We start from the raw sequence: 14,010 nt of genomic DNA, 5'->3' as shown, positions 1-14,010 counted from the left end.
GTTCGCTCCCTAATCTCAGTCCTTCTGCGGCACGCCGTCCGCAATCTCGTAGTAGTCGCCCTTGGAGGCGGCAAAGATGTGCTTTTCGACGCTGAGACCGGTGTTCCCGTCGACAGCGCCCAAAGCGAAACTGGTGGTATCTTCGTCATGCGCCTTCCAGAACAGGAAGGAGCCGCAGCGCGGGCAACTGCCGCGCTTGGCCGCTGCGCTGGCTTCAAACCAGCTGACCCGACCGGTGATATTGAGGTCTTCGTCGCGCACATAGGCCGAAGACCAGATGCCGCCCGACTGCTTGCGGCACTGGCTGCAATGGCACATGGACGCGCCTTTGGGCTGCGCTGCAGTATCAAAGCGGATATCTCCGCAGAGGCAGGATCCTTTGATCATCGAGGCCTCCTAATACACCGGCGGTGCAATCACCCAGACGGCCACTGCGGGTTCGTCATAGGGATTCGACCACTGATAAGGTTCATGCTTGATCCGGAAACTGTCGCCCGGACCAACGGTGAAGCTGCGGCCCCCGATCAGCAGATCCAGCCTGCCCGAGATCACATAGCCAACCTCTTGTGTCGGCCGGTGGGCCGGCGTCTGCATGCGCGATTGCGGGCGGAAGGTGGAATGCACCATCTCGAAATCGTCGGTCAGGTCGGGCGACAGCAGCTCTTCGATCAGCCCTTCCTCGCCCGAGCCCATCGGGCGGCGCGAGCCTGCGCGAACAATATAGCCATGCTCATCCGCCGGCGCGCCGGTATGGGCAAACAGCATCGACATCGGAACGCCCAGGGCCTCGGCAATCTGGCGCAGGTCGGAAATCGAAGGTTCGGACATGTCCCGCTCAACCTGGCTGAGCCAGCCAACCGAGCGGTTCAGCATCGCCGCGATATCCGACAGCGTCAGCCCGCGCGCCTTGCGCAGAGCCCGGATATCCGCCCCCAGTGTCGCCGCTGCCAGGGTTTGATCGTTCACCAGCTCTCTCCCCGTTCGTGAAAAAATTCTCTTGTTTTTCACGATGCCTTGGGATCGTGAAATTTCCAAGCCTTTTTTCACGAACGGGCCGCGAACCAAGAAAAAACCCAGCGCCTTCAGGCACCGGGCTGCTTCTTTCTGGGTGAAAATACCCTGGGGTGAGGCCGCAAGGCCGAGGGGCAAAGCCCCTGCAAGGGCGAATCAGCTGCGGCTGAAGACCTGCCGCAGGATTACTGCCAACTGCTCAGCATCTTCCTGAGTAAAGGCGTCCGGCTGGTCGCTGTCGATATCAAAAACCCCGATCAGCCCGCCTGCGGCATTCCAAACCGGCAATACCAGTTCCGACCGGGTGGAAGAAGCGCAGGCGATATGGCCGGGAAAGGCATCCACATCCGCCACCAGCTGCACCTCTCCGGTGCGAGCTGCCGCGCCGCAAACGCCGCGGGAGAACGGGATTTGCAAACAGCCGTGCCCGCCCTGGTATGGGCCGATTTTCAGCAATTCCGGTGCAACGGCGCGGTAAAAGCCGGTCCAGTCGAACCGGTCGTCGGCGTGATGCACTTCACAGGCGACAGTGGCCATCAGCGCAACCTCATCCGTTTCGCCTGCGGTCAGCGACGCGATGGTCTTGGCAAGGGTTCCGAAATCAGCCTGCATGCCTGCCTCTCCTTCAACGCATTGAGGGGGCTGTCTGCCCCCTCTTGACCTGACGGTCAATTCACCCCCGTGAGTATTTTTCAAAGGTGAATGTCACACCCGCTCAATTGCAATCGCCGTGCCTTCGCCGCCGCCGATGCAGATTGCCGCCACGCCGCGCTTAAGGCCGCGTTTTTCCAGCGCGTTCAAAAGCGTGACCATGATCCGGGCACCGGACGCCCCGATCGGGTGGCCCAGCGCGCAAGCGCCGCCGTTCACGTTCATCTTATCGCGGCTGATGCCCATTTCATGCATAAAGGCCATCGGCACCACTGCAAAGGCTTCGTTGACTTCCCACAGATCGACGTCTTCAACCTGCCATCCAATGTTTTTCAGCAGCTTTTGCGCAGCGGGAACCGGCGCGGTCGTGAACAAGCCCGGTGCCTGCGCATGGCTGGTGTGGCCCAGGATTCGGGCGCGGACTTTCAATCCCTGTGCCTCGGCAGCCTCGGCTGAGGCGAGAACCAGTGCTGCCGCGCCGTCAGAAATGGACGAGGCATTCGCCGCCGTTACTGTGCCGCCCTTGCGGAAAGCAGGTTTCAGCGCCGGGATCTTCTCCGGGCGCGCAGACTTTGGCTGCTCATCCGTGTCCGTTACCACGCTTCCCTTGCGGGACGTCACCGTAACGGAAGCGATTTCCCCGTCAAACGCACCGCTTTCCTGGGCTTCCAGCGCGTTGGCCAGCGACTTCAGTGCGTATTCGTCCTGAGCTTCGCGGGTGAACTGGAATTTTTCAGCGCAATCCTCGGCAAAGGTGCCCATCAGGCGGCCCTTGTCATAGGCATCTTCCAATCCGTCGAGGAACATATGGTCAATCACCTGGCCATGTCCGATACGGGCGCCGCCGCGCATTTTGGGCAGCACATACGGTGCGTTGGTCATGCTCTCCATGCCGCCGGCAATCATCGTATCCGCGTGGCCCAGCGCGATCTGGTCAAAGGCGATCATCGCCGCCTTCATGCCAGAGCCGCACATTTTGTTAAGGGTCGTGGCCGGCACCTCATCGCCCAGGCCCGCGGCGAATCCGGCCTGACGCGCCGGCGCCTGGCCCTGGCCCGCAGGCAGAACGCAACCCATCAGCACCTCATCGACAGTGGCAGCACCGGCGCCTTCGAGGGCCGCCCGGATAGCCGCACCGCCCAGTTCCGAAGCCGTCACCCCGTCATACATGCCCTGGAACCCGCCCATCGGCGTCCGGGCCGCTCCGGCGATAACAACATCTTTCATGCAATTTTCCTCCAATCGTCAAAATAATACCTACAGAATAGTAAGCTTTGCGGTCTAGAGTGCTGACAAATGACGTTACATCCCGGGGGATCAAAATGAGCCTGACGACCACCATGACGGACGATGCACAGATCGTTAAAGTCAATGCCGAACGCATTGATGCCGCCATGGCCATCCAGTTCAAGGAGGACATGCGCACGGAAACAGAATCCGGTGCGGACCGTGTCATCCTGGACCTTTCCGAAGTGCAGTTTATTGATTCCAGCGGGCTTGGCGCGATCGTCGCCGCGATGAAACAGCTTGGCGGCACCCGGAAACTGGATCTCGCCGGGCTGACCCCCATGGTCGAAAAAGTGTTCCGGCTGACCCGCATGGACACGATCTTTGACCTTTATGGTTCCCTTGGCGACGCAATCGCTCCGGCTGGCGCAAACTCCTGAAGACCAATGCGCTGTCAGTGCAAAGCGAGAAATCGATGGTAAAAACTTTTGCCTGCTCGTTCACGGCTACGAACCTGAATGCCCGTTCAGGCATCTCATCGGTTGTAGACCAGCTTCGGTCCCTAGGGATCCCGGGTGCCCGTGTGGATGAGGTGCAAATCGCTCTGACCGAGGCTGTGAACAACGTAGTCGAGCACGCCTATGAAAGTACTCCTCCGGGAGACGTGCGGATCCGGGCTGAGCTTTATCCTGAACGTTTGTGGATCAGCATCCAGGACGCCGGTGTTCCTTTTGCTAAGGGAGAATTGCCGGAGGGCAAACCTGCTGATATCAGCGTTCCGGTTGAAAGCATGCCCGAAGGCGGGTTCGGATGGTTTCTGATCCGCGAATTGGCAAGCCAAGTCCAATATGAGCGTTCGGAGGGAAACAACAATCTATCGCTCTGCTTCGAAATCAAAGTGACCAGCCCCTCGGCCGAAGTCTGAACAGCCCCAGGTTTGCAGAGGCACGGCTGCCGGTTTGCTGCATTTTAACGCTTTGTCATAATCGCGCCGCAATCCCGGCCCACCTCAGCCCGATAGGTATGCGACTTTTATACTGTAGCTGAAATGAGCTTCCCCCGGTACCGCGTGTTCTAGCCCCCACCAGTGCGCGGCACCGGGGATACTTCCATTGGCCCGCTTTCCTGACCCAGAATGACGTTCCGTTCCTTCAGAGCCGCTGAGGATTTAAGTTGCCTTCCCGCCGTGTGCGCCTAGCCTTTGCAAGGTGACGGCAGGAGCAGGGAAATGCGCGACTTTCATCTTCCGGGGCGATCAGCCGTTTTGGCCCAAAACGGCCTGTGCGCGACCTCGCATCCTCTAGCTGCCAGCGTCGCCGTCGACATCTTGAAACGCGGCGGCAATGCAATGGATGCGGCTCTGGCCGGGGCGGTCTTACTGGGAATTTGCGAGCCGCAAATGACAGGCATCGGCGGGGATTGCTTTGTTCTATATTCCCGCCCGGGACAGGGCATCCAGGCGCTGAACGGATCAGGCCGCGCCCCTGCCGGGGCCAGCGCTGCTGCGCTTCGGGCACAAGGGCTGGAAACCGTTCCGCTGGGCAGCCCCGATGCGGTGACTATCCCTTGCGCGATTGACGCGTTCTGCCGTCTGGCCGAAAGCGAAGGACGGCTTGGGATTGATGCGCTGCTGCAACCGGCAATCCACTATGCCGAAGAGGGCGTTCCCGTGGCGCCGCGCACGGCGTTCGACTGGAACAACAGCACATCAGCTTTGCAAGGCGCGGCGCGGCACCATTACCTGAAAGACGGCCAGCCGTTCATCAGCGGCGATGTGTTCCGCACACCCGGGCAGGCCGAAGTGCTGCGCCGCATCGCTAAAAACGGGCGGGAGGCCTTTTATTCCGGGGACGTGGCCGAAGATATGGTGGCCACGCTGACGGCGCTTGGAGGCGTTCACACTCTGGCGGATTTTGCCGCTGCCAGCAGCTTTGCAACACTGCCGGTGGACGGCCAGTACAATGGCCTGGGCCTGACCGAGCATCCGCCCAATGGTCAGGGTGCAACTGCGATTTTGCTGCTGAACATACTCAAGCATTTTGAAATTTCTAACATGGATCCGTTTGGCGCTGAACGTGCGCATATCGAGGCGGAGGCCGCCAAGCTTGCCTATGATGCGCGCAACCGGTTCCTGGCCGATCCAGATCACACCACCCGGCTGGCGCATATGCTGGAACCCGAAACGGCTGCCCGGCTTGCCGCGCTGATCGACCCCAAGCACGCCCTGCCGGCAGCGCAGCCGCTAACCGAGGCGGTGCACAAAGACACGGTCTATATTAGTGTGGTGGACAAGGACCGCATGGCGGTCTCACTGATCTATTCTATCTTCCACGGTTTCGGCTCGGGCATTGCGTCTGAACAATTCGGTATTCTGCTGCAGAACCGCGGCGCCGGCTTTACCCTGGAAGCGGGTCATCCGAATGAATTCGGACCGGGAAAACAGCCGATGCATACGATCATCCCCGCCATGCTGCAGCAAGACGGAGAAGTAATCATGCCCTTTGGCGTGATGGGCGGCGGTTATCAGCCGACCGGCCACGCCCGGCTGGTCTCCAACCTCGTTGATTTTGGCATGGACCTGCAATCAGCTGTCGATGCCCCCCGCTGCTTTGCCGATAACGGAGTGCTGAAAATCGAGCGCGGCTATGCGGCTGAGGTTCGCCGGAAGCTTGCGGATATGGGGCATCGCGTGGTGGCGCCGGACACGCCGCTGGGCGGCGCGCAGGCGATCCGGATCCATGCCTCGGGCGTGCTGGAAGGCGCCAGTGATCCGCGCAAAGACGGCTGCGCGCTGGGATATTGATGAAGGGGAGTTCCGGCCGGCCGGAAACAGCGGAATTCAGTTCAGCTGATAGTGCAACGCATAGGCGCCGCCATCGAAATTCCCAAACATTTCAGGGACATCCGGGTGGCCAATAGGCTCCCCGGAATAGTCCGCCACCAGGTTTTGCTCAGAGACGTAGGCGACATAATAGCTTTGGTCGTTTTCCGCCAGCAGGTGGTAGAACGGCTGGTCCTTTACCGGGCGGCTGTCTTCCGGGATCGCCTCATACCATTCGTCGGTATTGGAGAACTCGGGATCAACATCAAAGACCACCCCGCGGAAGGGGTGCTTCCGGTGGCGGACGACCTGCCCGAGGTTGTATTTTGCGCGTGTTCTCATCATGGTCATGTTCGCCCCCGTACATTGTAAATAGCGCGCGCGCCAAGCAATTGTCCAACTCTTGACGCAAATTTTCAGAGAAACAGACTGTGAACCTCGCTTTGACAGTACTCGAAATCACCGCCCCGGTGTTCCTTCCGGCCATAGCCGGACTCACATGGGTGCAACTCGGGTTCGAGTGCCGCACGCAGTTTGTCACCCGGTTGACGATGACCCTGGCGGTGCCGGCCTGATCTTCACCGAACTGATGAAAACGGAGCTGGACAAGGCGGCGCCCGGGGCCTTTTTGCTGGCCGCCTTGGCGGGCCTATGCAGTACTGGCCGGCATAGACCGGATTGGGCTATGCCGTTGTCATACTTGCTGTTTCAACCATCCTGTCCTTCACTTACGGGATCTATCTGGTGGCGGGCGGCAATGCCGGCAACAAAGCTATCCGGGAACCGATGGTTTGGGCAACGTTTCCGGGCGGGCTGTTCCTGTGGCAGGAATTGGAACCACCGCGCTTCCTGACCAATGCGCTGGAATAGACCGGGCAAAGAAATTCGAAGCCGATTCCAGCGCTGTGGCCGGGCTTGTGGTGGTCTCAACCCTGATGTCAGCGGCATTGCTGCCACTGCTGCTGACCCAGATTCTGTAATTGTGATTTCCTCACCTGCCGCAATCCGCTAAACTTGCCGCAAAATAACCCAAATCAAAAATGGGCAGAGGCAATGAGCAGAATAATCAGCGCCCTCGTTCTCCTCATGGCGGTAGCGTCTTGCGGAGGCGGGCACAAAGCGCCGCCGCGCAATCTGGATAATGCGTGCAGCATCATTCAGCAGCGGCCCGAATACCTGAAAGCCTTCCGCGCGTCCCAGCGCCGCTGGGGTGTCCCGGTGCATGTGCAGATGGCAACGATCTATCACGAAAGCCGGTTCCGCGGCGATGCCCGCACGCCGCACCAGTACCTGCTGGGAGTGATCCCTGTCGGCAGGCAATCCAGTGCTTACGGTTACAGCCAGGCGCTGGACGGAACCTGGGACGATTACCGGCGCGATACCGGCCGGCGGCGGGCCAAGCGCGACCGGATCAGCGATGCGGCCGATTTCATGGGCTGGTACATGCGCAAGAGCCGCGAAAAGAACGGTATCCAGCTGTATGACGCGCGCAATCAATACCTCGCCTACCACGAGGGGCATTATGGCTACTCACGCGGCAGCCACCGGTCCAAACCGTGGCTGCAGCGTGTTGCCGGACAGGTCGAATCCCGCGCCCAGACTTATCAAGCCCAGCTCGCGACCTGCCGCAAATTCCGCTGAGATCCAGAAGGGGCTTTCTTTGTGAAAGCCTCTCAGCCGTTGGACTGATATTGCGATTGTTCCCTAACCGCTGAATTCACGCGGAGCCGCACCGGGCGCCAGCCCGGTGCTGGGCCCAAGGCCGCCAGGCTGTTCCGGCAAGGCCGGAGCAGCCGCGGGCGCGGGAGCCGCTGCTTCAGCGGGATCTGCCGCTGGTGGTGAACAGGCTGGAGGACAGTTTTTGACCGGTTTCCATTGCACCCAGAATTACAGTTGTCTGGCCGCCTGCACCGTCGTGAATGACCCATTTGCGCAGTTCTACCGGGGCGCCGGTGAACATCATTTCGATACTGCCATAGTCCGGGTGTTCCGGATCCTGCGCCCGCACAATAGTAGAGGTGCCGTCAAAACTGTGCCCCACCACCATATTTGCACGTTCTAAATTCACGTTGCGGTCCAGGATGATCGACAGCGGAGTCCGCTTGAGCGGATAGGTCTCAGGCGGCTGGTTTGACTTGGGATCGTGGATCACCACCGCCCCGCCGCCGGCAACCACGGTTCCGCCGCCCTTGCCGTCATATTCAAACCGCATCCGGCCCGGGCGGTGCATGTAAAGCTTGCCCGTCGACAGGCTGCCGTCGTCATTGATCTGGGTGAAGGGGGAGGCTGCGGTGGAAATCCCGTTCAAATAACGGGAAATCTCATTGAGGCTAAGCTGTTCAGCCGCCCAGGCGGCCGGCGCAGCAAGGGTCAGCGCAAAGGCGAGTGCAATCCGTTTCATGGCCTCAACATAGGCACGCTGCTGCAAAAGTGAAGATGCCGGATCCCTACGGACCCGGCATCGGCAGATTTTCGTCAGCTCATTGTTCGGGAACCAGAATTTCCCGCTTGCCCACGTGGTTGGCAGCCGACACGACGCCCTCGTCCTCCATCTGTTCAACCAGCCGCGCGGCTTTGTTATAGCCGATCGCCAATTTTCGCTGGATGTAGGAGGTGGAGCATTTGCGGTCCTTGACCACGATGGCAACTGCAGTGTCGTACAAAGCGTCCTCGGTATCAGTATTGCCGCCGGTGTTCAGTCCCAGAACTGCATCAATGTTATCAGCCTTGTCGTCAGCCGGACCATCCAAAACGCTGCCAACATAGTCCGGCGGGCCGAATTGCTTGAGGTGGTTGACCACTTCCTCGACCTCTTCGTCCGAACAGAACGGCCCGTGGCAGCGGGTGATCTTGGCGCCGCCGGCCATATACAGCATATCCCCCATACCCAAGAGCTGTTCAGCGCCCATTTCACCCAGAATGGTGCGGCTGTCGATCTTAGAGGTGACCTGGAAGGAAATCCGGGTCGGGAAGTTTGCCTTGATGGTGCCGGTGATCACGTCAACCGAGGGGCGCTGTGTCGCCATGATAAGATGAATGCCCGAAGCCCGCGCCATCTGCGCCAGACGCTGGATGCAGGCTTCGATCTCTTTGCCGGCCACCATCATCAGGTCTGCCATCTCGTCAACAATCACAACGATATAGGGCAGGACAACGGGTTGAAACTCTTCGGTCTCGAACACCGGCTCGCCGGTGTCGTCGTCGAAACCCGTCTGCACGGTTCGCGAGAACATCTCGCCCTTGGCCAGCGCTTCCTTCACGCGGCCATTGTAGCCGGCGATGTTACGCACACCCATCTTGGACATCTTGCGGTAGCGGTCCTCCATCTCGCCCACCACCCATTTCAGCGCGACGACGGCTTTTTTGGGGTCGGTCACAACGGGCGAAAGCAGATGCGGGATGCCGTCATAAACGGAAAGCTCCAGCATCTTGGGATCAATCATGATCAGGCGGCATTCAGCCGGCGTCAGCTTATACAGCAGCGACAGGATCATGGTGTTGATCGCCACCGACTTACCGGAACCGGTGGTGCCGGCAATCAGCAGGTGGGGCATTTTGGCGAGGTTCGCGACCATGGAATCGCCGCCGATATCCTTGCCCAATGCCAGTGGCAGCGCGTGGTTGCCGTCGCCGAAATCCCGCGACGACAGGATCTCGCGCAGGACCACTTTTTCGCGTTTCTCATTCGGCAGTTCGATACCGATCACTGTACGCCCTGGCACGGTTGAAACCCGTGCCGAAAGCGCCGACATCGAGCGGGCGATGTCGTCAGAAAGGCCAATCACCCGGGATGCCTTGAGGCCCGGTGCCGGTTCCAGCTCATACATGGTGACAACGGGACCGGGACGGACCGAGGTGATCTCTCCCTTGACGCCATAGTCATCCAGCACGGCCTCCAGCATCCGCGCATTTTCTTCCAGCGCTTCGTCGCTCAGGTGGTGGCGCTCGATGCCGGTCGGGTTGGTCAGCAGGCTCAGCGGCGGCAATTCAAAATCGCTGCCGCTGGCATCGAACGCCAGATTGGGCTGCGCTTCGGCCTTGGCACGCGCCGAGGGCTGTACGGTTTTGCGTGCCGGCTGTTCGACCACTGCCTTGCGCGGCTCGGCCACGGGCAGATCAACGGTCAGACGCGGTCCCGGCACCGGGCGCGGTTCGGGCGCGGAGGAAACTGGCGCAGGCGGTTCCGCAGCATCCGGCAGATCCTCGGACGGGACGTAGTCCGGAGCTATCATACTGTGATCCGAAGCGGTGTCTGCAATCTCATCTTCGTCCCGAAGGTCAGCATACGATGCTTCCGAACCAAAGGCGTCTTCTGCGGAAGCCTGCCAGGAAAGCGAGGGATCTTCCGGCAGCGGCGGCATCGTTGCAAGCGCAGCGGTCAGAGGCGGCTCAGGCGGCAGGCCGTCCTGGTCCATGGCAGGGTTGTAGATCAGCGGTGCGGGACGCTGGCCGCGGCCTTTGGTCAGCGGCAGGGCCGGATCCTGCTCCGGCGGCACATCTGCTGCCCGGCGAATGCGCACGGCATTGGCGATTTTCTGGGAAATCCGGTCTTCACCGCCTTCGCCATCAGCCGGAAATTCAGCCGCGTCCTCATCCTGCATGTCAGCCGCATAGGCGCTGTCCGCCTCCGGCGCAGGTGCAACACGGCGGATCAGGCCGGGCACACGCGACAGCAAACCGCCTTTGGCAGTCGGTTCCGACTCTTCCTGCTGGCTGTCCGCAATGTATGCGTCTTCTGCATAATCCTCGAACATCTCCGGCTCGCCGTCAGCAGCGTCATAGGCAGATTCTTCCGCTTGTTCCGCCCGTGCTTTACGATAGGTCATTGCGGCCTGCAGCCCGCTGGACGCCCCGCGGCCCAGCAATGCGGCTACAGCGCCATAGCCCAGGATCAGGCCGATCATCACTTTGTGCAGGCCCTTCTTCACCTCGGGCCAGGTGAAGCCAAGCACCGCGCAGCCAAGCGCCAGCATTCCCGCGGCACTCAGCAGCGACATAATTTTCACCATGAAATGCAGGCCTACGGGCAGCAGCGCCAGCAATGCGCCCAGGAAGGTGTAACCAACCATGCCGCCAAGGCCGAAGTCATAATTCTGCTGCCAGGTGGAGCTGGCGTTCAGGGTTTCCATGTGCAGCGCCACCACCAACAGCCACGGCACCGACAAAAGCAGCGGCCAGACCACCCGGTCCTCGCCCTTGTGCAGCACAAACCGCAGACCCCAGGCTGACAGGAACAAAGGCACGGCCCAGCTGGCCTTGCCGAACAAGGTAATCAGGATGAAAGAAACAGAAGCGCCGGGACGGCCCAGCCAGTTCTGCACTGGCGCGTCCGTGGACACGGTCCAGTTCGGATCGTCCGGCGTATACGACCCCAGCATGGCGGCAACCATCAGCCCCACGAGGATCAGTGCAATCCCAATCAGTTCCTTGCCGCGCTTTTCAATAGCCGCCTGCATATTGCTGTCGAGCAGCGGATCGCGGCTGCGGGTTTGAAATGCCATGCCTACCTCAGTTCCGTTTCTTTTGCCCGTGCCCGCTGTTACCCGCAAGGTCACGAACCTGTCCGTTTATTGGTCTTGGCTGCGCGGCCCCAAGCCAGGGGCCGCGCAGCAGAATTTCAGTACAGGCAGCCGCGCAGCGTGGTCAGCGCCCTGCGGGTGTCCTCGGCGGGGGCGACCAGCGCCACCCGGATATATGTCTCGCCCGGGTTCTGTCCCGGCGCGCCTTGTGCCAGATAGGCGCCTGGCAGCACCCGCACGCCGGTCTCCTGCCACAGCTTCAGTGCGGCCTGCTCGCCATTCTCTACCGGAAGCCAAAGGAAGAAGCCCGCTTCGGGCGCCATGTATCCATTGAGGCCGGCAAAGACCTCGTCGGCAATCGCGTATTTTTCCTGATAAAGCGCGCGGTTCTCCGCCACATGCGCCTCATCCGCCCAGACCCTGGCCGCGGCCGCCTGCAACGGGGCCGGCAGCGGAGCCCCGGAATAGGCGCGCAGCTGTTTGACCCGTTTGATGGTCTCGGGACCGCCAGCAATCAGTCCGGAACGCAGCCCCGGAAGGTTTGAGCGTTTCGACAGGGAGTTAAACAAAACCACACGCTCGGGGTCGGCGCCCAGCTCTTGGGCAACGGTCAATGCGCCGACGGGGGCTGCGTCGCGGTAGATCTCGGAATAGCATTCATCTGCGAAGATGCGGAAATCATATTTCTCGGCCAGCTGGATCAGCCGGGTCCAGTAGCCGCGCGACGCGACAGCACCCTGGGGATTGGCAGGCGAGCATATATAGGCCGCAACGGTACGGTTCAGCACGTCCTCGGGCAAGTTCCCGTAGTCCGGCAAATGGCTGGTGGCCGTTGTTGCGGGTACAAATACCGGCTCTGCCGCCACCGAAATCGTAGCCACCATATAGACCTGATAGAAGGGGTTCGGGATCAGCACCACCGGCTTTTGCCCGTTCTTCTGCTCAGGACACAGCGCCATGGTGGCGTTGTAAAGTCCTTCGCGGGTGCCGTTCAGTGCCATGACTTGCGTTTCAGGGTCCGCGGTTACGCCGTAACGGCGGGCAATCCAATCCGCGATGGCACCGCGCAATTCTGGCGTGCCATCATTGTTAGGATACTGGTTAAACCCGGCGGCGTTTTCAGTGATGACATCGGTGACCCAGGCCGGAAACGCATGTTTCGGCTCGCCAATGGTCATATGCACCACATCCCCGCCAGGGGTGTGATGGTCCAAAAGCGCCCGCAGGCGCGGAAACGCATAGGCTGGCAGGTTTGAAAACCGCTCAGGAAAATCCATATCTAATGCCTCGGTCACAGGATCATTGGCGCCCCGTTTGCGCCTCAGGTTACAGGTGGCGGGCGGGTGCGTCCACCCGGTGAAGTGCCCGCTGGGCCGAATGTGGCTTTCAGGCCAAGGCCATTTCAATCGCGGCACCGATGCGCAGCAAGGCTTCCTCGCAGTCCGGCAGGCCGAGCACCTGAAGGCCGCAGCTGGGTGTGCCGGTGGGCAGCGAAAGCGCACACAGCCCCATCAGGTTTCCGATCCGCGTGTTGCGCAGTGCCAGCAGGTTGGACTGCACGTAATAGTCATGATCGCTTTGCAGCCGTTGCAGATTCGGCGGCAAAATTGGCGAAACGGGGCTGAGCACCGCATCAAACCCGGCCACTGTCTGGTCCCAAGCCATACGGCATTGCTCCAGCTTAGCCCAGGCCGCGACATAGTCCGGACCGCTGAACTGCGCACCGGTGCGGAAGCGCTCAAGTATTTCCGCATACATCAGATCCGGCGTTGCCTCGATCACGTCTTTCCACAAGCCGTAGGCTTCGGTGGTGTAGAGAATCGGGCTCAGCGCCATGGCCTCTTCCAGCTCTGGAACCTCCAGCGGCACGATTTTTGCGCCGGCGTATTTCAGGCGCTGCAGCGTATCACGATGGGCGGCAGAAACCTTTGGGTCCAAATCGTTTTGCGCCACATTTTGCAAATCGGCAAACCGGCACCCTTTCAGCGATCCGGGATTGCGCAGATCCGGTCCCGCCGTTCCCTCCAGCAGCCCTAACAGAAGCCCGGCATCCTCCACCGAGCGAGCCAGCGGACCGATGGTATCGAATTTCAAGCACAGCGGCACCACGCCCTCCAGAGTAATCCGGCCTGAGGTGGTTTTGAGCCCTACCAGATCATTCCAGGCAGACGGAATACGGACCGAACCGCCCGTATCAGAGCCGATTCCAGCTGCGGCCAGACCAAAGGCAACTGACGCCGCCGCACCGGAAGACGATCCGCCTGGCGCGGCCTCCTGATCATTTACGCAAGGCGGCGTTTCCTTGATCGGGTTGAAGCCAAGGCCAGAAAACGCCAGTTCGCTCATATGGGTTTTGCCCAGGCAGACCGCCCCCAAGAGTGTTGCGTTGCGCAGGACCGCTGCATCCTGTTCCGGCACCCGGCCCTTCAGCAGATCCGAACCGGATTCGGTTGCGGTGCCTGCGCTGTCAAACAGATCCTTCCAACTGACCGGCACCCCGTCCAGCGGCGACCGGCGCAGGCCCAGATCCGCACGTGCCTGCGCAGCCTCGGCTTCGGCCAGGGCGCGATCATGGGTCACTTGGGTATAGATCCGGTCCTTCAGCGGATGGGCATCTATGGCGTTCAGATAACAGCGGGTCAGCGCCACCGGACCGATTTCACCCGCCTCAATCCCCCGTCCCAAAGCGGCGGCGGTCATTGTCAGCCAATCTTGCATCAGCCCGTCTCCCCAAATGCAGTTGATGCAAACGGTAGCGGCAGTAAGACACAGGCACAATCC

At 60.7% G+C, this 14,010-nt stretch carries 14 protein-coding genes; 5 read left to right on the top strand and 9 right to left on the bottom strand.

Annotation, left to right across the window (positions count from 1 at the left end; genetic code table 11):
- Positions 1-15 precede the first annotated feature (15 nt).
- The 4 genes from K3557_RS19915 to K3557_RS19900 form a co-directional block, all read right to left on the bottom strand.
- Positions 16-387, bottom strand: coding sequence for a GFA family protein (locus tag K3557_RS19915; protein ID WP_259996272.1), 372 nt, complete (start codon positions 385-387; stop codon positions 16-18).
- Positions 388-396: 9 nt separating this feature from the next.
- Positions 397-966 (bottom strand): helix-turn-helix domain-containing protein, encoded by a 570-nt coding sequence (locus K3557_RS19910; protein WP_259996270.1) that lies wholly within the window; start codon positions 964-966, stop codon positions 397-399.
- A gap of 201 nt (positions 967-1,167) precedes the next feature.
- Positions 1,168-1,623, bottom strand: a complete 456-nt coding sequence (locus K3557_RS19905; protein WP_259996268.1) for a GAF domain-containing protein — start codon at positions 1,621-1,623, stop codon at positions 1,168-1,170.
- A gap of 93 nt (positions 1,624-1,716) precedes the next feature.
- Entirely contained in the window at positions 1,717-2,889 is a 1,173-nt protein-coding gene (locus tag K3557_RS19900; protein ID WP_259996266.1) for an acetyl-CoA C-acyltransferase, read from the bottom strand.
- Between the two features lie 95 nt (positions 2,890-2,984).
- Between K3557_RS19900 and K3557_RS19895 the strand changes: the two genes are divergently transcribed.
- The 3 genes from K3557_RS19895 to K3557_RS19885 all read left to right on the top strand — a co-directional run bounded on the left by K3557_RS19895 (position 2,985) and on the right by K3557_RS19885 (position 5,692).
- Complete coding sequence (locus K3557_RS19895) at positions 2,985-3,329, top strand: STAS domain-containing protein (RefSeq protein ID WP_129372437.1); 345 nt, start codon at positions 2,985-2,987, stop codon at positions 3,327-3,329.
- Positions 3,330-3,364: 35 nt separating this feature from the next.
- Positions 3,365-3,814: an ATP-binding protein gene (locus K3557_RS19890; protein WP_259999704.1), complete on the top strand. Its 450-nt coding sequence runs from the start codon at positions 3,365-3,367 to the stop codon at positions 3,812-3,814.
- A gap of 303 nt (positions 3,815-4,117) precedes the next feature.
- Positions 4,118-5,692: a gamma-glutamyltransferase family protein gene (locus K3557_RS19885; RefSeq protein WP_259996264.1), complete on the top strand. Its 1,575-nt coding sequence runs from the start codon at positions 4,118-4,120 to the stop codon at positions 5,690-5,692.
- 36 nt (positions 5,693-5,728) lie between these two features.
- On the opposite strand, the gene hspQ is transcribed toward K3557_RS19885, so the two are convergent.
- Positions 5,729-6,055, bottom strand: a complete 327-nt coding sequence (gene hspQ / locus K3557_RS19880) for a heat shock protein HspQ (protein WP_035920248.1) — start codon at positions 6,053-6,055, stop codon at positions 5,729-5,731.
- 333 nt (positions 6,056-6,388) lie between these two features.
- Between hspQ and K3557_RS20500 the strand changes: the two genes are divergently transcribed.
- Both K3557_RS20500 and K3557_RS19870 read left to right on the top strand, forming a co-directional pair.
- Complete coding sequence (locus K3557_RS20500; protein ID WP_311198481.1) at positions 6,389-6,580, top strand: hypothetical protein; 192 nt, start codon at positions 6,389-6,391, stop codon at positions 6,578-6,580.
- 183 nt (positions 6,581-6,763) lie between these two features.
- Positions 6,764-7,351 (top strand): lytic transglycosylase, encoded by a 588-nt coding sequence (locus K3557_RS19870; protein ID WP_259996262.1) that lies wholly within the window; start codon positions 6,764-6,766, stop codon positions 7,349-7,351.
- 175 nt (positions 7,352-7,526) lie between these two features.
- Here K3557_RS19870 and K3557_RS19865 read toward each other — a convergent pair whose 3' ends face one another.
- The 4 genes from K3557_RS19865 to K3557_RS19850 form a co-directional block, all read right to left on the bottom strand.
- Positions 7,527-8,111, bottom strand: a complete 585-nt coding sequence (locus K3557_RS19865) for an outer membrane lipoprotein carrier protein LolA (RefSeq protein WP_259996260.1) — start codon at positions 8,109-8,111, stop codon at positions 7,527-7,529.
- 79 nt (positions 8,112-8,190) lie between these two features.
- Entirely contained in the window at positions 8,191-11,211 is a 3,021-nt protein-coding gene (locus K3557_RS19860; RefSeq protein WP_259996258.1) for a DNA translocase FtsK, read from the bottom strand.
- 116 nt (positions 11,212-11,327) lie between these two features.
- Positions 11,328-12,506 carry an aminotransferase class I/II-fold pyridoxal phosphate-dependent enzyme gene (locus K3557_RS19855; RefSeq protein ID WP_259999702.1) on the bottom strand — a complete coding sequence of 393 codons (1,179 nt, stop codon included), beginning with the start codon at positions 12,504-12,506 and terminating at the stop codon, positions 11,328-11,330.
- Between the two features lie 109 nt (positions 12,507-12,615).
- Positions 12,616-13,947: an amidase gene (locus K3557_RS19850; protein WP_259996251.1), complete on the bottom strand. Its 1,332-nt coding sequence runs from the start codon at positions 13,945-13,947 to the stop codon at positions 12,616-12,618.
- Positions 13,948-14,010: the final 63 nt, after the last annotated feature.

Origin of the sequence: Leisingera sp. M523, from assembly GCF_025141335.1 — a bacterium.
Classification (GTDB): Bacteria; Pseudomonadota; Alphaproteobacteria; order Rhodobacterales; family Rhodobacteraceae; genus Leisingera.
The sequence above is the reverse complement of the archived record's forward strand: the minus strand, read 5'-3'. Positions and strand labels throughout refer to the sequence as shown.

What these genes read in the sequence shown, in the direction of transcription:
- K3557_RS19885 (WP_259996264.1), top strand. Translation starts at nt 4,118, where the DNA reads ATGCGCGACTTTCATCTTCCGGGGCGATCAGCCGTTTTGGCCCAAAAC.
- K3557_RS19890 (WP_259999704.1), top strand. Translation starts at nt 3,365, where the DNA reads ATGGTAAAAACTTTTGCCTGCTCGTTCACGGCTACGAACCTGAATGCC.
- K3557_RS19900 (WP_259996266.1), bottom strand. Translation starts at nt 2,889, where the DNA reads ATGAAAGATGTTGTTATCGCCGGAGCGGCCCGGACGCCGATGGGCGGG.
- K3557_RS19915 (WP_259996272.1), bottom strand. Translation starts at nt 387, where the DNA reads ATGATCAAAGGATCCTGCCTCTGCGGAGATATCCGCTTTGATACTGCA.
- K3557_RS19895 (WP_129372437.1), top strand. Translation starts at nt 2,985, where the DNA reads ATGAGCCTGACGACCACCATGACGGACGATGCACAGATCGTTAAAGTC.
- K3557_RS19860 (WP_259996258.1), bottom strand. Translation starts at nt 11,211, where the DNA reads ATGGCATTTCAAACCCGCAGCCGCGATCCGCTGCTCGACAGCAATATG.
- K3557_RS19865 (WP_259996260.1), bottom strand. Translation starts at nt 8,111, where the DNA reads ATGAAACGGATTGCACTCGCCTTTGCGCTGACCCTTGCTGCGCCGGCC.
- K3557_RS19850 (WP_259996251.1), bottom strand. Translation starts at nt 13,947, where the DNA reads ATGCAAGATTGGCTGACAATGACCGCCGCCGCTTTGGGACGGGGGATT.
- K3557_RS19855 (WP_259999702.1), bottom strand. Translation starts at nt 12,506, where the DNA reads ATGGATTTTCCTGAGCGGTTTTCAAACCTGCCAGCCTATGCGTTTCCG.
- K3557_RS19905 (WP_259996268.1), bottom strand. Translation starts at nt 1,623, where the DNA reads ATGCAGGCTGATTTCGGAACCCTTGCCAAGACCATCGCGTCGCTGACC.
- hspQ (WP_035920248.1), bottom strand. Translation starts at nt 6,055, where the DNA reads ATGATGAGAACACGCGCAAAATACAACCTCGGGCAGGTCGTCCGCCAC.
- K3557_RS19870 (WP_259996262.1), top strand. Translation starts at nt 6,764, where the DNA reads ATGAGCAGAATAATCAGCGCCCTCGTTCTCCTCATGGCGGTAGCGTCT.